This window comes from Streptomyces sp. x-80 (genome assembly GCF_046549095.1).
In the GTDB taxonomy this organism is placed as follows: Bacteria; Actinomycetota; Actinomycetes; order Streptomycetales; family Streptomycetaceae; genus Streptomyces; species Streptomyces celluloflavus.
On record NZ_JAJPWM010000004.1, the window covers coordinates 188,136 to 209,147 of the forward strand.

At 73.7% G+C, this 21,012-nt stretch carries 21 protein-coding genes; 15 read left to right on the forward strand and 6 right to left on the reverse strand.

The genetic code is table 11. The features are described from left to right. Positions 1-172: 172 nt before the first annotated feature. The 3 genes from ACLJWH_RS08930 to ACLJWH_RS08940 all read left to right on the forward strand — a co-directional run bounded on the left by ACLJWH_RS08930 (position 173) and on the right by ACLJWH_RS08940 (position 3,986). Positions 173-1,306 carry a helix-turn-helix transcriptional regulator gene (locus ACLJWH_RS08930; RefSeq protein ID WP_411141061.1) on the forward strand — a complete coding sequence of 378 codons (1,134 nt, stop codon included), beginning with the start codon at positions 173-175 and terminating at the stop codon, positions 1,304-1,306. A 107-nt stretch (positions 1,307-1,413) separates the two neighbouring features. Beyond that, on the forward strand, positions 1,414-1,629 hold the full coding sequence (locus ACLJWH_RS08935) for a hypothetical protein (protein WP_411141062.1): 216 nt from the start codon (positions 1,414-1,416) through the stop codon (positions 1,627-1,629). Next, positions 1,626-3,986, forward strand: a complete 2,361-nt coding sequence (locus ACLJWH_RS08940; RefSeq protein ID WP_411141063.1) for a heavy metal translocating P-type ATPase — start codon at positions 1,626-1,628, stop codon at positions 3,984-3,986. Before ACLJWH_RS08935 ends, ACLJWH_RS08940 begins: the two co-directional genes overlap by 4 nt. Before the next feature lie 89 nt (positions 3,987-4,075). Here the strand turns inward: ACLJWH_RS08940 and ACLJWH_RS08945 are convergent, their stop codons facing one another. Next, complete coding sequence (locus ACLJWH_RS08945) at positions 4,076-4,351, reverse strand: hypothetical protein (RefSeq protein WP_411141064.1); 276 nt, start codon at positions 4,349-4,351, stop codon at positions 4,076-4,078. Between the two features lie 493 nt (positions 4,352-4,844). On the opposite strand from ACLJWH_RS08945, the gene ACLJWH_RS08950 reads away from it, so the two are divergent. After that, entirely contained in the window at positions 4,845-5,783 is a 939-nt protein-coding gene (locus tag ACLJWH_RS08950) for a beta-ketoacyl-ACP synthase III (RefSeq protein WP_411141065.1), read from the forward strand. A 141-nt stretch (positions 5,784-5,924) separates the two neighbouring features. Continuing rightward, entirely contained in the window at positions 5,925-6,392 is a 468-nt protein-coding gene (locus ACLJWH_RS08955; RefSeq protein ID WP_411141066.1) for a VOC family protein, read from the forward strand. A gap of 84 nt (positions 6,393-6,476) precedes the next feature. On the opposite strand, the gene ACLJWH_RS08960 is transcribed toward ACLJWH_RS08955, so the two are convergent. The 3 genes from ACLJWH_RS08960 to ACLJWH_RS08970 form a co-directional block, all read right to left on the reverse strand. Beyond that, on the reverse strand, positions 6,477-6,710 hold the full coding sequence (locus ACLJWH_RS08960; RefSeq protein WP_411141067.1) for a hypothetical protein: 234 nt from the start codon (positions 6,708-6,710) through the stop codon (positions 6,477-6,479). A gap of 86 nt (positions 6,711-6,796) precedes the next feature. Then, positions 6,797-7,714, reverse strand: a complete 918-nt coding sequence (locus ACLJWH_RS08965; protein WP_411141068.1) for a glutaminase — start codon at positions 7,712-7,714, stop codon at positions 6,797-6,799. 10 nt (positions 7,715-7,724) lie between these two features. Next, positions 7,725-8,432 carry a helix-turn-helix domain-containing protein gene (locus ACLJWH_RS08970; protein WP_411141354.1) on the reverse strand — a complete coding sequence of 236 codons (708 nt, stop codon included), beginning with the start codon at positions 8,430-8,432 and terminating at the stop codon, positions 7,725-7,727. Between the two features lie 212 nt (positions 8,433-8,644). Here ACLJWH_RS08970 and ACLJWH_RS08975 point away from each other — a divergent pair, with 212 nt between their 5' ends. From ACLJWH_RS08975 to ACLJWH_RS08995, 5 genes are all read left to right on the forward strand, one after another. Continuing rightward, positions 8,645-8,881: a hypothetical protein gene (locus ACLJWH_RS08975; RefSeq protein ID WP_411141069.1), complete on the forward strand. Its 237-nt coding sequence runs from the start codon at positions 8,645-8,647 to the stop codon at positions 8,879-8,881. Between the two features lie 244 nt (positions 8,882-9,125). Then, positions 9,126-9,716, forward strand: coding sequence for an N-acetylmuramoyl-L-alanine amidase (locus ACLJWH_RS08980; protein ID WP_411141070.1), 591 nt, complete (start codon positions 9,126-9,128; stop codon positions 9,714-9,716). Between the two features lie 71 nt (positions 9,717-9,787). Beyond that, positions 9,788-10,762, forward strand: coding sequence for a 1-aminocyclopropane-1-carboxylate deaminase/D-cysteine desulfhydrase (locus ACLJWH_RS08985; RefSeq protein ID WP_411141071.1), 975 nt, complete (start codon positions 9,788-9,790; stop codon positions 10,760-10,762). Positions 10,763-10,909: 147 nt separating this feature from the next. Continuing rightward, positions 10,910-12,247: an alpha/beta hydrolase gene (locus ACLJWH_RS08990; protein ID WP_411141072.1), complete on the forward strand. Its 1,338-nt coding sequence runs from the start codon at positions 10,910-10,912 to the stop codon at positions 12,245-12,247. Continuing rightward, positions 12,244-14,760 (forward strand): bifunctional lysylphosphatidylglycerol flippase/synthetase MprF, encoded by a 2,517-nt coding sequence (locus tag ACLJWH_RS08995; RefSeq protein ID WP_411141073.1) that lies wholly within the window; start codon positions 12,244-12,246, stop codon positions 14,758-14,760. Before ACLJWH_RS08990 ends, ACLJWH_RS08995 begins: the two co-directional genes overlap by 4 nt. Before the next feature lie 23 nt (positions 14,761-14,783). On the opposite strand, the gene ACLJWH_RS09000 is transcribed toward ACLJWH_RS08995, so the two are convergent. Further along, positions 14,784-16,385 carry a Na+/H+ antiporter gene (locus ACLJWH_RS09000; RefSeq protein WP_411141074.1) on the reverse strand — a complete coding sequence of 534 codons (1,602 nt, stop codon included), beginning with the start codon at positions 16,383-16,385 and terminating at the stop codon, positions 14,784-14,786. 61 nt (positions 16,386-16,446) lie between these two features. Here ACLJWH_RS09000 and ACLJWH_RS09005 point away from each other — a divergent pair, with 61 nt between their 5' ends. The 4 genes from ACLJWH_RS09005 to ACLJWH_RS09020 all read left to right on the forward strand — a co-directional run bounded on the left by ACLJWH_RS09005 (position 16,447) and on the right by ACLJWH_RS09020 (position 19,148). Continuing rightward, positions 16,447-16,707: a UBP-type zinc finger domain-containing protein gene (locus ACLJWH_RS09005; protein ID WP_411141075.1), complete on the forward strand. Its 261-nt coding sequence runs from the start codon at positions 16,447-16,449 to the stop codon at positions 16,705-16,707. A gap of 196 nt (positions 16,708-16,903) precedes the next feature. Then, positions 16,904-17,410, forward strand: coding sequence for a GNAT family N-acetyltransferase (locus ACLJWH_RS09010; protein WP_411141076.1), 507 nt, complete (start codon positions 16,904-16,906; stop codon positions 17,408-17,410). Between the two features lie 294 nt (positions 17,411-17,704). Next, positions 17,705-18,118, forward strand: a complete 414-nt coding sequence (locus tag ACLJWH_RS09015; protein WP_052860744.1) for an anti-sigma regulatory factor — start codon at positions 17,705-17,707, stop codon at positions 18,116-18,118. A gap of 43 nt (positions 18,119-18,161) precedes the next feature. Further along, a complete protein-coding gene (locus ACLJWH_RS09020; RefSeq protein WP_411141355.1) occupies positions 18,162-19,148 on the forward strand; it encodes an RNA polymerase sigma factor SigF in 987 nt (328 codons plus the stop codon). A 39-nt stretch (positions 19,149-19,187) separates the two neighbouring features. On the opposite strand, the gene ACLJWH_RS09025 is transcribed toward ACLJWH_RS09020, so the two are convergent. Then, a complete protein-coding gene (locus tag ACLJWH_RS09025) occupies positions 19,188-19,643 on the reverse strand; it encodes a hypothetical protein (protein ID WP_411141077.1) in 456 nt (151 codons plus the stop codon). Positions 19,644-19,727: 84 nt separating this feature from the next. Here ACLJWH_RS09025 and ACLJWH_RS09030 point away from each other — a divergent pair, with 84 nt between their 5' ends. Further along, a complete protein-coding gene (locus tag ACLJWH_RS09030) occupies positions 19,728-20,711 on the forward strand; it encodes a diacylglycerol/lipid kinase family protein (RefSeq protein WP_411141078.1) in 984 nt (327 codons plus the stop codon). Positions 20,712-21,012 lie beyond the last annotated feature (301 nt).

Sequence of the window (21,012 nt, forward strand, 5' to 3'; positions counted from 1 at the left end):
ACGGACCGGCCGCAGCAGACCGGCCGAACGGACCGGCTGCGGGCGGCACCGAGGACGGCGCCGCGGGTGCGCCGTGGCGCGCCGGGGTCCGGCGCCACTGCCGCGTGACGTCCCGACACTAGGTCCCCTGTAGGACGGCTTCGGTCCTATATCGAGGGGCATCATCGGTGCCATGAGTGAGACATCGGCACGCCTGCTGAATCTGCTGTCCCTGCTCCAGACCCCGCGCGAATGGCCGGGCCGCGAGCTGGCCGAGCGGCTGCGGGTCACCCCCCGGACGATCCGCCGCGACATCGGGCGGCTGCGCGAGCTGGGCTATCCGGTCCACGCGACGATGGGCGCGGACGGCGGCTACCGGCTGGCCGCGGGGACCGCCATGCCGCCGCTGCTGCTGGACGACGAGGAGGCGGTGGCCATCGCGGTCGGCCTGCGGTCGGCCGCGGGGCACGCCATCGAGGGCATCGAGGAGGCGTCGGTGCGGGCGCTCGCCAAACTCGAACAGGTACTCCCCGCCCGCCTGCGCCGGCGGGTCGGCACGCTCGGCACCGCCACCGTACCGATGCCGGCCGGCGACGACCCGACCGTCGACCCGGAGCATCTGACGGTGCTCGCCGCGGCGGTCACCAACCACGAGCGGGTGCGGTTCCGCTATCGGGCGGGCGCGGGAGCCCGCAGCGAGCGCCTGGTGGAACCGCACCGGCTGGTCGCGGCGGGGCGCCGCTGGTACCTCGTGGCGTACGACAACGGCCGCGAGGACTGGCGGATCTTCCGGGTGGACCGGCTGACCGAGCCGTTCCCCACCGGCGTACGGACCCCGCCGCGCACGCTGCCCGCCACGGACGCCGCCGCGTACGTCCGGGAGCGGATGCGCGGGATGCACCCCTCGTACCGGGCGGTGGCGACGGTGTACGCACCGGCCGCGGTGGTCTCCGCCCGGCTGGGCGGCCCGGCGGCGGGCACGGTCGAGCCGGTCGACGCCGGGTCCTGCCGGGTGGTCAGCCGACCCGATGTACTGGAGCGGCTGGCCATGCGGCTGGCCATGCTGGGCTGCGAGTTCACGGTGCACGAACCGCCGGAACTGGCCGCGTACCTGCGCGCGCTGGGCGGCCGGGCCACGCGCGCGGCGGAGCCGGACACCGGGGACGCGAGGGATACCGGGGTCACGGAGGTGACGGGGGTCGCGGGGCCGGACAGGCCGGCGGGCACCGCCTCGGGCGCCCCCGCGGACACCGCCCCGGAGACGGTCCCCCCGGCTGCCCCACGGGCGGCCCCCGGCGCGGCGGACGAGGAAGCCGGTGCCGTATGACGGACGCGTGGCGGGAATACCCCAGGGGGGTATATGGTTCTCCGTGATGGATGACGGTCCCGCTGTCGTCCGACGGCATACGGGAGTCTCGCGATGAGGAGTACGCCATGACGGCCCTGACCACCCCGGTGAAGCTCGGCGGCTACGCACTGATCCTGCTCGTCGTCCTCGCCGGCGGCTTCGGCCTCGGCCGCGCGGTCGGCGGCGACGAGCGGGCCGGTCCCGCACCGCACTCCCGGCCCGCCCAGCACTCGCAGCACTCACAGCCCGTGCTTCCCGTGCAGCCCGTCCGGCACTCCCAGCCCACCGAGGAGCAGTCATGACCACCGCGACCGGCGCGCACCGCGTCGAGCTGGAGATCGGCGGGATGACCTGCGCCTCGTGCGCGGCCCGCGTCGAGAAGAAGCTCAACCGCATGGAGGGCGTCACCGCCACCGTCAACTACGCCACCGAGAAGGCCGAGGTGGCGCTCGCGGAGGGCAGCGGGATCGAGGCCGCGGACCTGATCGCCACCGTCGAGAAGACCGGATACACCGCCGCGGTCCCCGAGCCGCCGGCCGCCCGCGAAGACGCGGCCGGCGCGGACCGGGACGCCGACGCGCTCGCCCCGCTGCGGCAGCGCCTGCTCACCGCCCTGGCCCTCTCCGTACCGGTGATCCTGATGGCGATGGTCCCGGCCCTCCAGTTCACCAACTGGCAGTGGCTGTCGTTGACCCTGGCCGCCCCGGTGGTGGTGTACGGCGCCTGGCCGTTCCACAAGGCCGCCTGGACGAACCTGCGGCACGGCGCCGCCACGATGGACACGCTGATCTCGATGGGCACCCTGGCGGCGTTCGGCTGGTCGCTGTGGGCGCTGTTCTTCGGCACCGCGGGCACGCCCGGTATGACCCACCCCTTCGAGCTGACCATCGCGCGCACCGACGGCAGTGGCTCCATCTATCTGGAGGCGGCGGCCGGTGTCACCACCTTCATCCTGGCCGGCCGCTACTTCGAGGCGCGTGCGAAGCGGAAGGCGGGCGCGGCGCTGCGGGCGCTGCTCGAACTGGGCGCCAGGGACGTCGCCGTACTGCGCGACGGCCGCGAAGTCCGTATCCCCACCGCGGAGCTGAGCGTCGGCGACCGGTTCGTCGTACGCCCCGGCGAGAAGATCGCCACCGACGGACGGGTCGTGGAGGGGTCCTCCGCGGTGGACGCGTCGATGCTCACCGGCGAGTCCGTCCCGGTCGAGGTCGCCCCCGGCGACCCGGTCACCGGCGCCACCGTCAACGCGGGCGGCCGGCTGGTCGTCGAGGCCACCCGGGTCGGCGCGGACACCCAGCTCTCCCGGATGGCGCGGCTCGTCGAGGACGCGCAGAACGGCAAGGCCGCGGCGCAGCGGCTCGCGGACCGGATCTCCGCGGTCTTCGTACCGGTCGTCATCGCGCTCGCCGTCGGCACCCTCGGCTACTGGCTCGGCACCGGCGAGGGCGCGGTGGCCGCCTTCACCGCGGCGGTCGCGGTCCTGATCATCGCCTGCCCCTGTGCCCTGGGCCTCGCGACGCCGACCGCGCTGATGGTCGGTACGGGCCGCGGCGCCCAGCTCGGCATCCTGCTCAAGGGGCCCGAGGTACTGGAGTCGACCCGGCGGGTGGACACCATCGTCCTGGACAAGACCGGCACGGTCACCACCGGTGTGATGACGCTGACCGGCGTCCACCTCGCCGACGGTGTGACCCGGGACGAGGCGCTGCGGCTGGCCGGGGCGCTGGAGCACTCCTCCGAGCACCCGATCGCCCGTGCCATCGCCGCCGCGGCCGAGGCCGCCGAACCGTCCGGCGCGCTGCCGGTGCCCGAGGACTTCGCGAACGTACCGGGCCTCGGCGTCCAGGGCATCGTCGACGGGCACGCCGTGCTGGTCGGCCGCGAGCGGCTGCTGAACGACTGGAGCCAGCAGCTGACGCCCGAACTGGCCGCCGCCAAGTCCGCGGCGGAGACGGCGGGCCGAACCACCGTCGCCGTCGGCTGGGACGGCGCGGCGCGCGCGGTACTGGTCGTCGCCGACGCGGTGAAGCCCACCTGCGCCGAGGCCGTCCACCGGCTCCGCGCCCTCGGACTCACCCCGGTCCTGCTCACCGGCGACAACGAAGCCGTGGCCCAAGCGGTCGCCACCGAGGTCGGCATCGACGAGGTCATCGCCGAAGTCCTCCCCGAGGACAAAGTCGCCGTCATCCAACGACTCCAGGCCCAAGGCCGCTCCGTCGCCATGGTCGGCGACGGCGTCAACGACGCCGCCGCCCTCGCCACCGCCGACCTCGGACTCGCCATGGGCACCGGCACCGACGCCGCCATCGAAGCCGGCGACCTCACCCTCGTCCGCGGCGACCTCCGCGCCGCCGCCGACGCCATCCGCCTCGCCCGCGCCACCCTCGGCACCATCCGCACCAACCTCTTCTGGGCCTTCGGCTACAACGTCGCGGCGCTCCCGCTGGCCGCGGCCGGACTGCTCAACCCGATGATCGCGGGCGCCGCGATGGCCTTCTCCTCGGTCTTCGTCGTCGGCAACAGCCTGCGCCTGCGCCGCTTCCGGGCCCTGACGTCCCGGCCCGCCGCGGCGGGCCCGACGGGTACGGCGGACACGGCCGAGCCGACCGACCCGACGCATACGACGCATACGACGCATACGGCGAGGGCACGCGGCTGATCCTCGGCACCGACGGGGGCGGTCCCGGCAGCACCAGCTGCCGGGACCGCCCCCGCACCACGACCACGAGTCCGGCGCGGAGCGGCCGCCTACGGCACCGGCACCCGTGCCCCCTCCGGCGCCGCCGCGCGCCGCACCCGGCGCGTCATCAGCCCGCCCGCACCGACCCGCCAGTGCGGGCCGCTCTCCTCGGGCAGCCAGCCCCGCTCCCGCGCGAAGCGCAGCGCACCGCGTTCGACCTCCCCCACCGCCTCGTAGTGCAGCAGGGTGGCCGACGCCAGGATGCAGCCGTCCGCATCCGTGATGTCCATGACCGCGCCGTCCGTCTCGAACCGGACCTTCACCGCGCCGTACTCCGTCCCCATGTCCTGCCTCCTCGTCCCGTCCCGCCCCGCACCCGCCCGTATCGCCGTACGGGCGGCCGCCCGTACGTCCGCCCGCCCCGGGAATCCATGCCTCTGCACCTGCCAGCCTCTGCCCGTACCGGCGCCGTGTCACCGGCCGTTCGGCCCCTTCTGCCCAAAGGCACCGGGACTTCGGTCCCATCGGGTCGGCAGCGGGGAGCTGCCGGGACGCGCCCCGTCCGGAGCGACGCCAACGGGACGCCGTACGCCTGCCGTTGGACCGGCGAACGGCCGCCGCCCCGCCACGCGTACCCGCCACCCGTCCGACGAGAGCCCGCGGGCAGCCGCCTGCCGCCGTTACGTCCCCTACACGATGTGAGGCGTCCGTGGGGCGTGTGCGGCGGTCGGATGTCTCCAGATCTGGCGGCCGAAGATTGGCGGATCGCGCAACCGTCCGCCCTCACCGGCGGGTGAGACTGGTCGGGTATCGCTCGCCCACGTACAGGGGGAACTCATGACGGGGTCACGCGTCCTGTCTCTCGGCCACTACCAGCCCTCCGACGTGCTCACCAACGACGATCTCGCGAAGATCGTCGACACCGATGACGCCTGGATCCGCAGCCGGGCCGGCATCCGTACCCGTCATATCGCGGCGGCCGACGAGACCGTGGACGCGATGGCGTCCGCCGCGGCGGCCAAGGCGCTCGCCGCGAGCGGGCTGGCCCCGCACGACATCGATCTGGTGCTGGTCGCGACCTGCACGGCCGCCGACCGCAGCCCGAACACCGCGGCCCGGGTCGCCGCCCGGCTCGGCCTCGACGCGCCCGCCGCCATGGACATCAACGTCGTCTGCTCCGGCTTCACCCACGCGCTGGCCACCGCGGACCATGCCATCCGGGCCGGTTCCACGACGAACGCGCTGGTCATCGGCGCGGAGAAGTTCACCGACATGGTCGACTGGACGGACCGTTCGACGTGTGTGCTGGTCGGCGACGGCGCGGGGGCCGCGGTGGTCACCGCCTCACCGGAACCCCTGGTCGGACCGGTGCTGTGGGGTTCGGTCCCGGAGATGGGCAGCGCGGTGCGGATCGAGGGCGAACCGCCGCGGTTCGCCCAGGAGGGCCAGACGGTCTACCGCTGGGCGACGACCCAGCTGCCGGCCATCGCCCGCCAGGTGTGCGAACGCTCCGGCATCCGGCCCGAGGAGCTGGCCGGTGTCGTGCTGCATCAGGCCAATCTGCGGATCATCGAGCCGGTCGCGGAGCGGCTCGGCGCGGTCAACGCGGTGATCGCCCGGGACGTCGTCGAGTCCGGCAACACCTCCGCCGCCTCGGTGCCGCTCGCCCTGTCCAAGCTGGTCGAGCGCCGCGAGATCGCCTCCGGTGCCCCGGTGCTGCTGTTCGCGTTCGGCGGCAACCTCTCGTACGCGGGCCAGGTCATCCGCTGCCCGTAGGGCCGGCCGCGGCCGCCGGGGCCCGGCGGACTCCCGCGCGGTGGCGGCCCCCTGGGGCGGGGTGCGCGCCGCACGCGGAGCCGCCGCCCGGCGTCCGATTCGTTCAAGACCGGGCCCGCCCGCGCTGCCTACGCTCGCCGCATGAGCACTTCGCACCGGACCACGCACCGGACCGCCGAGCACGCCCCGGCACCGGCTCCACGGTTCTCCGCCATCGGCATGACCGTCGCCGACATGGCCGCCTCCCTCGCCTTCTACCGCCGCCTCGGGCTGGACATCCCCGCCGGCGCCGACACCGCCCCGCACGCCGAGGCCCCCCTCCCCGGTGGCCTGCGGCTGATGTGGGACACCCACGAGACCGCCCGCGCCATCGACCCGGACTGGACGCCGCCGCAGACCGGCACCCCGACCGGGCTCGCCTTCGCCTGCGCCGACGCCGCCGGGGTGGACACGGTCTACGCGGAACTCACCGCCGCCGGTTACGCGGGCGACAAGGCCCCCTGGGACGCGCCCTGGGGCCAGCGCTACGCCGTCGTGCGCGACCCCGACGGCCACGGCGTGGACCTCTTCGCCCCGCTGCCGCCGGCCGGGCCCGAGCAGGAGCGGTAGACCGGAGCGGCAACGCGTACGAGGGCGCTGCCCGGACCGGCCCCGGACGGAGCCGATCCGGGCAGCGCCGCCACCGCACCCGCCCTACCCGGTGTCCTGGGGGTGCTCCCGCAGGTACATCGCACCGCACGAGTGGCAGAACGGCTCTCCGGCGGGCGTCCCCCAGGCTTCGGCCGACTGGGTGGCGGCGGCCGGGTCCAGTTCGCGTCCGCACATCGCGTGCGCCCCGTCCAGCCGGACCATGTGCCAGATCTTGACCGGGGCGTCGGCCCGCGGCCGGCCGCTCTCCTCGTACTCGGCGCGCATCTCGTGCTCCATCGCGGTGCACCTCCTACCGCCCACGATGCGTCAGCGGGCCGGTGCCCACAACGGCAGTGGGCGCCCCGCCGGGGCCCGCCGGACGCTCAGAACACCGACCACCCGGTCAGCGTCGTGAAGTGGTCCAGGGCCGCGGCGCCCGCGACGGAGTTGCCGCGGGCGTCGAGACCCGGGCTCCAGACGCAGAGCGTGCAGCGGCCGGGGACCACGGCGATGATGCCGCCGCCGACGCCGCTCTTGGCGGGCAGCCCGACACGGTAGGCGAACTCACCGGCCGCGTCGTAGGTCCCGCAGGTCAGCATCACCGCGTTGATCCGCTTGGCCTCGCGGGCCTCCAGCAGCCGGCTGCCGTCGGCGCGCAGGCCGTGCCGGGCCAGGAAGCCACCGGCCGCGGCGAGATCCCGGCAGCTCATCTCGATAGAGCACTGCCAGAAGTAGTGCTCGATGACGCTGGGGACGGGGTTCTCCAGGTTCCCGAAGGACGCCATGAAATACCCGAGGGCGGTGTTGCGGTCGCCGTGCTCGGCCTCGGAATCGGCCACCGCCTGGTCGAAGGCGAGGTCCGGGTTGCCGCTCTCCTCGCGCAGGAAGTGCAGCATCGTGGTGCTGGCGTCACCGGTCAGGGTCTGCAACCGGTCGGTGACGACCAGCGCGCCCGAGTTGATGAACGGATTGCGCGGAATGCCGTTCTCCCACTCCAGCTGGACCAGCGAGTTGAACGGCGTACCGGACGGCTCACGGCCGACCCGGGTCCAGATGTCCTCGGTCGTACCGGAATGGGCCATCACCAGTGCCAGCGAGAAGGTCTTGGAGATCGACTGGACGGAGAACGGGGTCTCCCAGTCGCCGACCCCGTACACCTCGCCGTTGATGTCGGCCACGGCTATGCCGAACCGGTCGGCGGCCACCCGCTCCAGCGCGGGTATGTAGTCGGCGACCTGTCCCTGCCCCGCATACGGCCTGGCGTAGGCCGCTACCTCTTCGAGAACGGCCTGGTAGTCCATGACGGACACGCTAACCCGACCCGAGGAGCACCCCCATCGGGGCCCCCGCCAGCGCCTTCACCTCGCGCGCGAGATGCGCCTGGTCGGCATAGCCGGCGCAGGCCGCGACATGGGCGTACGGCATCCCGGAGCGGGCCAGGCCGAGTGCCCGGACGAACCGCAGCACCCGGGTCAGGGTCTTGGGGCCGTAGCCGAACGCGTCGAGGCAGTGGCGGTGCAGCTGGCGCTCGCTCAGCGCCACGGCGCGGGCGACCTCGGCGACCGGGTGGCCACGGTCGAGCGCCGCCGCGATCGCGGCGGTACGGCCGGACCGGGGCGGCGGGGCGGACCGGGCGGCGGGGCCGGATGCGGTCCGGTCGGCCGCGGCCCGGAGCCGGGCCACCGCGGTCTCCTCCAGGACGCGGCCCGGCGCCCCGCCCGCCGCCATCCGCCCGGCCAGCTCGCGCACCTGTGCCGCGGGCCACAGGTCCGCCAACGGCACCCGCAGATCGCGCAGTTCACGGGCCGGTACGCCGAAGACGGCGGGGCCCTGGCCGGGCGCGAAGCGCAGCCCGGTGTGGCGGGTGCCGGGCGGGGCCGCGTCCGGGAGGTGCGGGCCGGTGTCCGGCCCCGCCACCAGCAGCCGGCCCTCGCTCCAGATCAGGTCGGTACAGCCGTCGGGGAGCACCGGCCGGGTCGTGGCCGAGGTGGTGTGGGTCCACAGCACCGCGCCGGACAGCCGGGACGCCCGCTCGCGGTAAGCGCTGTGCGCGCTGTCCCCGGCGGGCGCCGTCGAGCCGGTGTCCGCACTGCCCTCACCCGTCCGGCCCACCGCACCGTGCGGCTCGCCCCTGTCGCGCTCTTCTCCCACATGCCCCAGCCTGGCACGGGAACCGGGCAGCCGGGTACGCCGTTGATCCGTTACGACACCGACCTTCACGGAGGCAGCACATGGCAGGGTTTCTCGACCGCGCCAAGGAGCAGGCACAGAACGCTCTGGAGCAGGGAAAGCAGAAGGTCGACGAGGTACAGCAGCAGCGGGCGGGCAACGACCTGCTGAAGAAGCTGGGCGCCGCCTACTACGCCGAACGGCGCGGCAGCGGTTCGCCCGACGCGACCCAGAGCGCACTCCAGGCCCTGGAGTCACACATCAACGCGCACGGGGACGGCTTCCTGCGCGGCGCCTGACGCGAGCGGCAGCGGGTGAGCGGGCCGGCCGGCGGCAGCACCGCCGCGGCCGGCCCGGCGGCGCGCGTACCGGACGGCCGCGCGCCGGACGGCTGCCTGCCGGGCGGCCGAAACCGCTCGCACGGACACCGAACGGCCGGTCCGTCTTGTGTTTTCCCCCTCCCCCGGTACCGCTCCGTCCCGTACAAGCGGGACAGGGGGCGGTGCGCGGTCGGCGGCCGCCGCGCACCGATCGGAGTCGGCCATGTCCACACCGCTGTCCGCCGCCCGTTTCCTCGACGCCCTGAAGAGCGAGGGGCTGCGGGTCGTCGAGGTCGGCGACTGGCAGACGCACAACCGCGACGGCCACGGCCCGTGGGGCCCGGTGCACGGCGTGGTGATCCACCACACCGCGACCACGGGGTCCGACAGCACCGTCCGGCTCTGCCAGGAAGGCCGCCCGGACCTGCCGGGTCCGCTCTGCCACGGCGTCATCACCAAGGACGGCACGGTGCATCTGGTCGGCTGCGGCCGCGCCAATCACGCGGGTCTCGGCGACGGCGACGTCCTGCGCGCCGTGCTCGCCGAGAAGCGGCTGCCCCCGGTCACGAAGGCCGATACGGACGGCAACCTCTGCTTCTACGGCTTCGAGTGCGAGAACCTCGGCGACGGAGCCGACCCGTGGCCGCCGGCCCAGATGGCGGCCGTCGAAAAGGCCGCCGCGGCACTGTGCCGGGCGCACGGCTGGCACGAACGCTCGGTGATCGGCCATCTGGAGTGGCAGCCCGGCAAGGTCGATCCGCGCGGCTTCACGATGGACGCGCTGCGCGAGCGGATCGCCGAACGGCTGAAGTGAGCCGGGCCACCGGCCGGCGCGCACCGGGCACCGGCCCGCGCCGGTCCGCGGCGCGCGGGGACAATGAGGGCGTGACCAGCACCGTCCCCGACCCGCCGGCCCCGCCACCGGACCGGCGGCCACCGCCCGCGCCCGGCGCGCTGCGGCCGTGCCTGCCGTCCCCGCTCCAGGAGATCGAGGACGCGCCGTTCGCCCGCCGCGGCATCCGGCTGCTGCTCAAACGGGACGATCTGATCCACCCCGATCTGCCGGGCAACAAATGGCGCAAGCTGGCGCCCAATCTGCGGGCCGCCGCCGCGGCGGGCGACCGGACGCTGCTCACCTTCGGTGGCGCGTACTCCAACCATCTGCGCGCCACCGCGGCGGCCGGCCGGCTGCTGGGCTTCGCCACCATCGGCATCGTACGCGGCGAGGAACTGGCCGGCGCGCCGCTGAACCCGTCGCTGGCCCGCTGCGCGGCCGACGGGATGCGGCTGCACTTCCTCGACCGCGCCGGCTACCGCCGCAAGGACGGCCCGGAGGTGCTCGGCGCGCTCCGCGACCGCTTCGGCGCCTTCCGCCTGATACCGGAGGGCGGCAGCAACTCCCTGGCCGTCCAGGGCTGTACGGAGCTGGGCCGGGAGCTGCGCGGGGCGGTCGGCACGGTCGCGGTGGCCTGCGGGACCGGCGGCACCCTGGCCGGGCTGGCCGCCGGGCTCGGCCCCGGTCAGCGGGCCCTCGGCTTCCCCGTCCTCAAGGGCGGCCGCCCGCACTTCCTCCAGGAGGCCGTCGAGCGGCTCCAGCACGCGGCGTTCGGCGGGCCGCGCGGCGACTGGCGGCTGGCGGACCGCTTCCACTGCGGCGGGTACGCCCGCCGTACCCCGGAGCTGGACGCGTTCGCGGACGCCTTCGAGGACCGGCACGGCCTGCCGCTGGAGCGGCTCTATGTCGCCAAGATGCTGCTCGGGCTGACGACGCTCGCCGGCGAGGGGGCCTTCGCACCGGGCAGCACCGTCGCCGCCGTGATCACCGGCACCCCCGAACCCGGCCCCGGCCCCGGCCGCTGAACGGCCGTCCCGCACGCGCCCGTCCGCCCGTCGCGCGCTCCCCCGCCCCGGCGTCACCCTTCCGGTCCCGCCCGGCGTGTACCGCCGCACGGACCCTGATGAGGTCGTCGAGAACCCGTAGGGCGCACCCAGGAGGGACCGGACCGGATGCCGCCGCCTTCCTCCCTCACCGCGCTCGCCGACGGCCCGCTCGACCGGTCGCTGGTCTCCGGCGCGGTCCCGGCCGTCCTCCTGGTCCTGGGGCTCTGCGCGCTGACCGCGCTCTGCTGCTCCCGGGACCGCGCCTGGTGGCGACGCCGGGCCCCGGCCGCCGTCCTCCTGGCGGGCGGACTGACGTATCTGGCCACGGCCGCCGTGGACGACTGGTGGCGCCCCTTCCCCGACCCGCTGCCCCTCGGTGTCGTGAGCTGGCTCGGCATCGCGGTCCTGGGTGTGCTGCTGGCGCTCGGCCGGCTGCCGGGGCTGCGCCCGTGGGGCCGTACCGGTGCGGTGGTGGCCGCCGCGCTCGTCCTGCTGACGAGCCTGTCGCAGGTCAACCGGCACTATGACCAGTACCCCACGCTGCGGGCCGTACCGGGCCCCTGGACACCGCGGACGGTCGATCTGGCGCGCGCCGCGGGGGCACGGGCACCGGCCTTGGAGGTACCGGCCGGCAAGGCGCTCTCCCAGGTGTGGCGGCCGCCGGCCGGCCTCCCGCGGCGGGGCACGCTGTCCCGGGTGGCGTTCCCCGCCACCGCGTCCGGCTACCGGGCCCGCGACGGCCTGGTCTATCTGCCGCCCGCCTACCAGGCGTCGCCGCGCCCGCTGCTGCCCGTACTGCTGCTGATCCCGGGGCAGCCCGGCGGCCCCGACGACTACCTCCAGTCCGGCCGGCTGGTCGCCACGATGGACCGGTTCGCCGCCGGTCACCGGGGGCTCGCACCGGTCGTCGTGGTCGCCGACGCCAACGGTTCGCAGTTCGCCAACCACCTGTGCATGGACTCCCGGCTCGGCAGGGCGCAGACCTATCTGGCCCGGGACGTGCCCCACTGGGTGCGGGCCCACCTCCAGACCGCGGCCGGTCCGGCCCGGTGGGCGGTCTCCGGCTACTCCTTCGGCGGCACCTGCTCCCTCCAGCTGGCCGTCAACGCCCCGCGGGTCTTCGGCCGGTTCATCGACATCTCCGGGCAGGACGAGCCGACGCTCGGCGACCACGGGCGGACCGTCCGCGCCGCCTTCGGCGCGGACCGCGCGGCGTTCGCCAGGGTCGACCCGGTGCGGGTGATGGCCCGTACGAGGTTCCCGGACACCGCGGGCGTCTTCGTCGCGGGCACCGGCGACGACCGCTACGGTCCGCAGCAGCGCAGGGTCTACGCGGCGGCGCGGCACAGCGGTATGGACGCCACGTTCGTACCGCTCTCCGGCGGCCACGGCTGGCAGGTCTGGCGGCCCGGTCTGGTGACCCAGCTCCCGTGGCTCGCCCGGCGGACCGGACTGATCCCGTGACCGCGCCCGCCGCCGCGACGGCCGCGCCCGGGGCCCCGCGCCCGCGGCACGCCGTCGGCCGGGTCCTCGCGCCGGTCCGCCGGGCGCCGTTCACCGTCGCGCTGATCCTGGTGCTGTGGGCGGTGGGGGCCGCCACCGGCAGTCTGGCCGCCGGCCCGGCCGACGCGCTGCTGGACCGGATCGGCGTCGGCGTACCGGCGCTCGCCGACGGGCACTGGTGGGCGCCGCTCAGCTCCCTCGGCTGGGCCCCCGGTCCCGGCGGCTACCTGGGCACGACCCTCGTCGTCCTGCTGCTGCTCGCCCCGGCGGAACGGCGGCTGGGCGCCGCGCGCACCGCCGCCGTCCTGGTCACCGGCCAGATCCTGGGCACGCTGCTGGGCACCGGGCTGATCGCGCTGGGCGCGGCGGCCGGCGAGACGTGGCTGACGGAGCTGTCGGCCTTCCGCGCCACCGCGCCGGGCACCGGCGTCCTCGCCGTCGCCGCCGTCCTCAGCTTCGAGCTGACCGCGCTGTGGCGGCGCCGGCTGCGGCTGCTGATCACGGCCGTCCCGCTGGTCCTGGTGCTGTACGTGGGCCATGTCCAGCAGGTGCTGCACATCGGCGGGGTGGCCGTGGGCTGCGCACTGGGCGCGGTGCTGCACCGCGGCACCCGCCGGCTGCGGACGCGCGCCGCGTCCCGTGCCGAGGGCCGGGTCCTGGTGGCGCTGGTCGTCGCGGCGTTCGCCGTCGGCCCGGCCGTCGCCGCGTTCTCCAGGGACGCGCTGGGCCCGTTCGCGCTGCTCTCGAACCTGTTCTTCTCCAGCGGCCCCGACCAAGAGCTGACCGCCCTCTACTGCGCGTCCTCCGCCCAGGAGTGCCACCTGGTGCACGCCATACAGCACTTCTACGACTCCCCCGCGCTGCTGATGGGCGCGATGGTCTCGGCGCTGCTGCTGGTCCTGGCCGAGGGGTTGCGGCGGGGGCTGCGGCTCGCCCGGCGGACCACCGTCGCCGTACTGGCCGTCTGGCTCGCCCTGATGGCCTTCCTGGCGGTCGACATCTCCGCCCGGCCGGACCTCTACCGGGTGGGGCCGGCCGGGGTCACGCCGACCGTCCAGGCCCTCGTGGAGCAGATGGCCCTGGTGGTGCTCGTGCTGCTCCTGTTGGTGGTCACCCGCGCCCTGTTCGCGCTGCGGCTGCCGGGGGCGGCGGTGCGCCGGCTGACCGCGACGGTACTGGGCACCCTGCTGCTGGCCTGTGCCGCCTATGTGGGCATCGGGCTGGCGGTACGCGACGAGTACGAACCGCGGGCGGGCCTGCCCCAGTTGCTGGCCGGGCTGCCCTCGGAGTTCCTGCCGCCCGACTACGACGGGCTGTTCTGGGACACCCCGGTGCCGGTCGGCGGCACCGCGCTGGCGCTGTACGAGTACGTGGGGCTGTGCTTCTGGGCGGTCACCCTCGGCGCGCTGTTCCTGACCTTCCGGCGGCCGCGGGTGCGCCAGGAGGACGCGGCGGCGCACCGCGCCCGGGAGCTGCTCACCACGCACGGCGGTGCGACGCTCTCGTACCTGACGACCTGGCCGGGCCAGCACTACTGGTTCGACGACGCGGGGCGGGCCGCGGTCGCCTACCGGGTGCACTCGACGGTGGCGCTGACCACCGGTGATCCGTTCGGCGATCCGGCGGCCCGGGGCGACGCCGTGGCGGGGTTCGCCCGGCACTGCGACGCGCACGGCTGGACGCCGGCCTTCTACTCCGTCACCGGCGCGACCAGGGCCCGCGCGGACGCGCTGGGCTGGAAGGCGGTGCAGGTCGCCGAGGACACCGTCGTCCCGCTGGCCCGGCTGGCCTTCACCGGCAAGAAGTGGCAGGACGTGCGCACCGCCCTGAACAAGGCCGGCAAGGAGGGCGTCACCGCCGAGTGGTACGCCTTCCCGGAGGCGCCGCGCGCCCTCCGGGAGCAGGTCCGCGCCCTCTCCCGGGAGTGGGTCGCCGACAAGGGCCTGCCCGAGATGGGCTTCACCCTGGGCGGTCTGGCCGAGCTGGACGATCCCCGGGTGCGCTGTGTGCTCGCCGTCGGCCCGGACCGCACCGTGCACGGTGTCACCAGCTGGCTGCCGGTGTACGAGAACGGTGCGCCGGCCGGCTGGACTCTGGACTTCATGCGCCGCCGCGCCGACGGCTTCCGCGGCGCGATGGAGTTCCTGATCGCGTCCGCCGCGCTGGGCTTCCAGGCGGAGGGCGCGGCGTTCCTGAGCCTGTCGGGCGCGCCGCTGGCCCGTCAGGACACCGCCGGGCCGCCGCTCCCGCTCCAGCGCCTGCTCGACTCCGCGGGGCGGGCCCTGGAGCCGGTCTACGGCTTCCGCTCGCTGCTCCATTTCAAGGCGAAGTTCCAGCCGGAGTACCACCCGCTGTATCTGGTGTACCCGGACCCGGCGGCGCTGCCGAGCATCACCCGGGCCATCGGCAGGGCGTATCTGCCGCGTCTGTCACCGGCCCAGGGGCTGCGGCTGGCCCGCCGGCTGTCGTCGTGAGGGCCGGGCACGGGCCGCGCGGCTCAGGAGGCGCGCTCGCGGTACGCCGTCGCCTCCTCCAGGTCCAGGCGGCGCAGCAGCGTCCGCAGCATCTCGTCGTCGATCCGCCGGGCGTCCCGCAGCTGGACGAAGACCCGCCGCTCGGCGTCGATCACCTCGCGGGTCAGGCGCCGGTAGGTCTCGTCGGCGGACTCCCCGGTCTCCTCGTTGACCGTGCCGAGCCGTTCCCACACCGCGTTGCGGCGCCGCTCCAGGACGGCGCGCAGCCGGTCGGAGAGGGGCCCGGGGAGGGCGTTGCGGTCGTCCGCCAGCAGGGCGTCCAGGCGGGCTTCGGCGGCCTGCGAGGCGTCGTTCTGCGCCTGCGCCTCGGCGAGCGTCTCGGCCCGTACGTCCCGGGCGGGCAGTTTCAGGGCGCGGATCAGCGGCGGCAGCGTCAGCCCCTGGATGACGAGGGTGGCGATGACGGTGGTGAAGGTCAGGAAGAGCACGAGGTCGCGGGCCGGGAAGGGGGCGCCGCTGTGGACGGTGGCCGGGATGGAGAAGGCGATGGCCAGGGAGACCACCCCGCGCATCCCGGCCCAGCCGACGATGACCGGCGCGGCCCAGGTGGTCTCGGGCTCCCGGGCGCGGATCCGGGCCGACAGGGCGCGCGGCAGGAAGGTGGCGGGGAAGACCCACACGAAGCGGGCCAGGACCACCACCGCGAACACCACGGCCGCGTACCAGGCGGCCCGCGCGGCGCCGAACTCCCCCAGGCCACGCAGGACGACCGGCAGTTGCAGTCCGATCAGCGCGAAGACCGCGGACTCCAGGATGAAGGAGACCATCTTCCAGACGGCGGCCTCCTGGAGCCGCGTCTCGAAGTCCACCTGCCAGGAGCGGTGCCCCAGATAGAGGCCGACCACGACGACGGCGAGCACTCCGGAGGCGCCGACCTGTTCCGCCACCGCGTACGCCACGAACGGGATGAGCAGCGAGAGCGTGTTCTCCAGCAGCGCCGAATTCCGCAGCCGGCGGCGCAGCCAGTGCAGCGGCACCATCAGCACCACGCCGACCCCGGCCCCGCCCACCGAGGCGATGGCGAACTCCCGGATGCCGCCGCCCCAGGTGGCGCCGACCCCGACGGCCGCGCCCAGCGCCACCTTGTAGGCGGTGATCGCGGTGGCGTCGTTGACCAGGGATTCGCCCTGCAAGATCGTGGTGATCCGGCTGGGCAGCCCGAGCCGGCGGGCGATGGCGGTGGCCGCGACGGCGTCGGGCGGCGCGACGACGGCGCCCAGGACGAGCGCCGCGGTCAGCGGCAGCTCCGGGATGAGCAGGTGGGCGGCGTAGCCGACCGCGACGGTCGCGAAGAGGACGTAGCCGACCGACAGCATCGCCACCGGCCGCAGATTGGCCCGCAGGTCCAGGTAGGAGCTCTCCAGCGCCGCGGTGTGCAGCAGCGGGGGCAGCAGCAGCGGCAGCACGACGTGCGGATCGAGGGTGTAGTTCGGCAGGCCCGGCAGGTAACCGGCCACGAGCCCGGCGGCGACCAGCAGCAGCGGCGCCGCGACGGGGGTGCGCCGCGCCAGTCCGGCGACCGCCGTGCTCCCCGCGATCAGCAGCAGCAGCGGCATCACATTCATCGGCCCGTCCCGTCCCCGTAGTCTTCGTGGTCACCCGTCCCGGCGATCTAACCTGGTCATCATGAGCGAGTGCACGCATGTTCCCGAACTGCCGCGCGCCGAGCCGCCCGCGCTGAGCGTCACCTGCCTGGAGTGCCTGGCGGCCGACAGCCATCCCGTACAGCTGCGGCTCTGTCTGGTCTGCGGCCACATCGGCTGCTGCGACTCCTCCCCGTACCGCCATGCGACCGCGCACTACGAGGAGACCGGCCACCCGGTGATCCGGTCGTTCGAACCGGGCGAGTCCTGGCGCTGGTGCTTCCCCGACCAGCAATTGGTGTGAGGTGTCCGGGGGTGTCTGGTCAAGGGCTGTCCTGTCATACCTGGTGGATCAGCGCGCGGCGTCAGATGCGGTGCATCGCACGGCGGAGGAGCGTCCGCATACCGGGTGTATGTGGACGTTCCGACAACGCGGCGAGGTGCCGTAGCTGCCGTCGCGCGCCCGCCAGGTATGACGGGACAGCCCTTAGCCTTTCGGGATGATTCGTGAAGCCGTCCCCACCGATGTCCCCGTGATCCTCGCCATGATCGGCGAGCTGGCCGCCTACGAGCGCGTCCCCGAGGCGGCGCAGGCCACCGAGCCACAATTGCACGAGGCCCTTTTCGGCGCCCAGCCGGCGGCTTTCGCACTGATAGCGGAGGCAGAAGGGGCAGACGAGGCGGGCGGTGCGCCCGTGGGCTTCGCCCTGTGGTTCCGCAACTTCTCGACGTGGACGGGCACGCACGGTGTCTATCTGGAGGATCTGTACGTACGGCCCGAGGCGCGCGGCGGCGGGCACGGCAAGGCGCTGCTGGCCGCCCTCGCTCAGGTGTGCGTGGCTCGCGGCTACGAGCGTTTCGAGTGGTCGGTCCTGGATTGGAATGAACCGTCCATCGGCTTTTACCGGTCGATCGGCGCCCGGCCCATGGACGGATGGTCGGTCTTCCGGCTCACTGGAGGGGCGCTGCACGATCTGGCGGACACCTCGCGCGTCAACGCAGCGTAATCGGCATGGATTTGACACCACAGACCCCTAGCCACTGTCCGTACTCATATGTTTACAATCAGTGACACCGACGGTGGCGGGTGACCGCGTGCCGGATCGCCGTCCTGATGGCAGCCGTGCTCCTTCTGGGCGACACCGGCCCGCAGATCGCGATAGCGTCGCAGCCGAACCATGTGCTGCGCCGGATCGTTCCCCTCTCGACCCGACAGGGGAATCGCCCGGCGCGGACAGCCCGAAATATCGCGAAGAGCACGCATACCAGCTCAACCAGCTTGTGCCACCTTGGAGGTGAGGGTGTCCCAGATCGCAGGCGAGCCCGGGAACCAGGACTTCGTGGAAGTCCGTCTGCCCGCAGCGGGTGCCTACCTGTCCGTGCTGCGTACGGCCACGGCCGGACTCGCAGCCCGCTTGGACTTCACCCTCGACGAAATCGAGGATCTGCGCATCGCGGTGGACGAAGCCTGCGCGATCCTGCTGCAACAGGCCGTCCCCGGCAGTGTGCTGAGCTGCGTCTTCCGTCTCATCGACGACGCACTACAGGTCACCGTGTCGGCCCCGACGACCGACGGCCGCGCCCCGGAGCGTGACACCTTCGCCTGGACGGTGCTCTCCGCACTGGCCGGCAAGGTCGATTCCACCGTCGCCGAGGACCGCACGGTCACCATCAGCCTGTACAAGGAGCGCGGCGCCGGTCCCGGACCGTCATGACCGAACAGGGGGCCCCGTGAAAGATCTCGAACGCGGCTCGCGGATGGCGCCCAGGGTGGCCATCCCCGAGCAGCAGGCCCGGCCGCACCCGGTGGGGGTGGATGACCACGGCGGCCGGTTGGACGCGGCGGAGCAGGCAGAGCGGGCGGACCACATGGACCAGAGCGAGCAGCAGGGGCAGCAGGCGCATCAGCATGATCCGCCCCGGCCCGACCAGCACCCCCAGGACCCACGAAAGCCCCACGAGCCGCGTAATCCCCGTGAGCCGCACGATCCGCACGACCGCGGCGGCGCTCGGGCGATGTTCTACGAGCTGCGCGAGCTGCCCGACGGCTCCCCGGAGCGCGCGGAGCTGCGCAACACCCTCGTCCGGATGCATCTGCCGCTGGTCGAGCATCTGGCCCGGCGGTTCCGCAACCGCGGCGAACCGCTGGACGATCTGACCCAGGTCGCCACCATCGGCCTGATCAAGTCCGTGGACCGTTTCGACCCGGACCGGGGCGTGGAGTTCTCCACGTACGCCACCCCCACCGTCGTCGGCGAGATCAAGCGGCATTTCCGCGACAAGGGCTGGGCGGTCCGCGTCCCGCGCCGCCTCCAGGAACTGCGCCTGTCCCTGACCACCGCGACCGCCGAGCTCTCCCAGCGGCACGGCCGGGCCCCCACTGTCCACGAGCTGGCCGAGCATCTCGGGATCTCCGAGGAAGAGGTCCTGGAGGGCCTGGAGTCGGCCAACGCCTACAGCACCCTGTCGCTGGACGTCCCGGACACCGACGACGAGTCCCCGGCCGTCGCCGACACCCTGGGCGCCGAGGACGAGGCGCTGGAGGGCGTGGAGTACCGCGAGTCCCTCAAACCGCTGCTGGAGGACCTCCCGCCGCGCGAGAAGAAGATCCTGCTGCTGCGGTTCTTCGGCAACATGACCCAGTCGCAGATCGCCCAGGAGGTCGGCATCTCCCAGATGCACGTCTCGCGCCTCCTGGCCCGCACCCTCGCCCAGCTGCGCGAAAAGCTCCTCATCGAGGAGTGACCGATGCGGGCCGGCTCCGGCCGGCACCGCCCGTGCCCGCTACGCCCTCGGCCCGATGCCCAGCGCCTGGGTGGCCGTCGGGTTGACCAGCAGGGCGAGCACCAGGATCGCGGCCACACCGAGCCCGGCGCCGGCCGCGATCAGCGCGCCGCCCCCCTTGATGAGCGTCCAGGCCACCGGCAGCGCCACGATCTGGGTGATCAGTGAGGGGCCGCGGCTCCAGCGGCGGCGCAGCCACAGCCCGCGCGCGGCGACCAGCGGCAGCGCCGCCAGCGCGAGCACCGTCAGCCCGCCCATCTCCGCCTGCTGCGGACTGTCGGGCGACCCGGCGAGCCCCACGTACAGCATGTACACGCCGAGTGCGGCCAACGCCACACCCTCCACCCCGGTGAGCACCGCGGCGGCGCTCAGCCGGGCGGGCCGCGGACCGCTCGGCTCGGGCACGGCGGGGGCGCCGGCGGCTCGGGTCGCGGACTGCTTCTGCTGACTGCTCACCCCAGCAGGGTAGCGCCGGCGGGACGGGCCGGCGGCGGCGGACGGAAGTGAGACGGGTACCGGCAGGTAGGTACCCTGCTGCTCATGCGCGCACTTCTCGTGGTCAACCCCGCCGCCACCACCACCAGTGTCCGCACCCGTGAAGTGCTCACCCACGCGCTCGCCAACGACCTCAAGCTGGAGGTCGCCGAGACGCAGTACCGCGGACACGCCCGTGACCTGGCGCGGGAGGCGGCCGAGGGCGGCCAGATCGAGCTGGTCGTGGCGCTCGGCGGCGACGGCACCGTCAACGAAGTCGTCAACGGACTGCTCACTCAGGGCCCCGATCCGGACTCGCACCCCCGGCTGGCCGTCGTCCCCGGCGGCTCCACCAATGTCTTCGCCCGCGCGCTGGGACTGCCCAACGACGTCGTGGAGGCGACCGGCGCCCTCCTGGACGCGCTGCGTGACCGCAGCGAGCGCACCGTCGGCCTGGGCCTCGCCTCGGGCACCCCGGGCACCGAGGACGAGGGCATCCCGGAGCGCTGGTTCACCTTCTGCGCGGGCTTCGGCTTCGACGCGGGGGTCGTCGGCCGCGTCGAACAGCAGCGCGAGCGCGGTAAGCGTTCGACCCACGCCCTGTACCTGCGGCAGTTCGTACGGCAGTTCCTGGGCGAGACGAACCGCCGGCACGGCACCATCACCCTGGAGCGGCCGGGCGACACCGAGGGCTCCACCGAGGTCACCGAGGACCTCGTGATGTCGATAATCTGCAACACCGCCCCCTGGACCTACCTGGGCAATCGCCCGGTCTACCCGTCCCCGGAAGCCTCGTTCGACGCGGCCCTGGACCTGTTCGCGCTGAGTAAGTTCTCGGCCCCCGCGGTGACCCGGTACGCCACCCAATTGCTGACCTCGACGCCGGACCGCGGCCCCCACGGCAAGCACGTGGTCTCACTGCACGACCTGACGGACTTCACCTTGCATTCCCAGGCGCCACTGCCCTTCCAGATGGACGGCGACCACCTGGGACTGCGTACGAGCGTGACGTTCACAGGCGTTCGCCGTGCACTGCGTGTGATTGTGTGAGCAGTAGGGGCTAAAGTCCTTCCACTCGAACGTTTAGGCTGTCTTCCACCCCCTGGAAGTACGGCTGTGAGCTAGGCGACACCAAGGATTCAAAAAAAAGTTTCCAGAAGGGGTTGTATCCGTCGCCGAGGTTTGCGAGTCTCTTCATGGCGATCGGGACGGCCGCTTTTTTCGGCCCCCTTGAGAGCCCGAATCCCCTCCTCATTCCACTGGACCGCGCCAGTTCGTCACTGGATTTCGGCCCTTCCGTTGCGGAGGGATTCGTGAAAGCGTTCACATTCACAAGCAACGTTCCCGTCAC

Excerpts from the sequence above, each read along its gene's own strand:
- ACLJWH_RS08935 (WP_411141062.1), top strand. The coding sequence starts at position 1,414 with ATGACGGCCCTGACCACCCCGGTGAAGCTCGGCGGCTACGCACTGATC.
- ACLJWH_RS08975 (WP_411141069.1), top strand. The coding sequence starts at position 8,645 with ATGGCAGGGTTTCTCGACCGCGCCAAGGAGCAGGCACAGAACGCTCTG.
- ACLJWH_RS08950 (WP_411141065.1), top strand. The coding sequence starts at position 4,845 with ATGACGGGGTCACGCGTCCTGTCTCTCGGCCACTACCAGCCCTCCGAC.
- ACLJWH_RS08955 (WP_411141066.1), top strand. The coding sequence starts at position 5,925 with ATGAGCACTTCGCACCGGACCACGCACCGGACCGCCGAGCACGCCCCG.
- ACLJWH_RS08940 (WP_411141063.1), top strand. The coding sequence starts at position 1,626 with ATGACCACCGCGACCGGCGCGCACCGCGTCGAGCTGGAGATCGGCGGG.
- ACLJWH_RS08930 (WP_411141061.1), top strand. The coding sequence starts at position 173 with ATGAGTGAGACATCGGCACGCCTGCTGAATCTGCTGTCCCTGCTCCAG.
- ACLJWH_RS08980 (WP_411141070.1), top strand. The coding sequence starts at position 9,126 with ATGTCCACACCGCTGTCCGCCGCCCGTTTCCTCGACGCCCTGAAGAGC.
- ACLJWH_RS09030 (WP_411141078.1), top strand. The coding sequence starts at position 19,728 with ATGCGCGCACTTCTCGTGGTCAACCCCGCCGCCACCACCACCAGTGTC.
- ACLJWH_RS09010 (WP_411141076.1), top strand. The coding sequence starts at position 16,904 with ATGATTCGTGAAGCCGTCCCCACCGATGTCCCCGTGATCCTCGCCATG.
- ACLJWH_RS09020 (WP_411141355.1), top strand. The coding sequence starts at position 18,162 with ATGGCGCCCAGGGTGGCCATCCCCGAGCAGCAGGCCCGGCCGCACCCG.
- ACLJWH_RS08965 (WP_411141068.1), bottom strand. The coding sequence starts at position 7,714 with ATGGACTACCAGGCCGTTCTCGAAGAGGTAGCGGCCTACGCCAGGCCG.
- ACLJWH_RS09000 (WP_411141074.1), bottom strand. The coding sequence starts at position 16,385 with ATGAATGTGATGCCGCTGCTGCTGCTGATCGCGGGGAGCACGGCGGTC.
- ACLJWH_RS08945 (WP_411141064.1), bottom strand. The coding sequence starts at position 4,351 with ATGGGGACGGAGTACGGCGCGGTGAAGGTCCGGTTCGAGACGGACGGC.
- ACLJWH_RS09005 (WP_411141075.1), top strand. The coding sequence starts at position 16,447 with ATGAGCGAGTGCACGCATGTTCCCGAACTGCCGCGCGCCGAGCCGCCC.
- ACLJWH_RS08960 (WP_411141067.1), bottom strand. The coding sequence starts at position 6,710 with ATGGAGCACGAGATGCGCGCCGAGTACGAGGAGAGCGGCCGGCCGCGG.
- ACLJWH_RS08990 (WP_411141072.1), top strand. The coding sequence starts at position 10,910 with ATGCCGCCGCCTTCCTCCCTCACCGCGCTCGCCGACGGCCCGCTCGAC.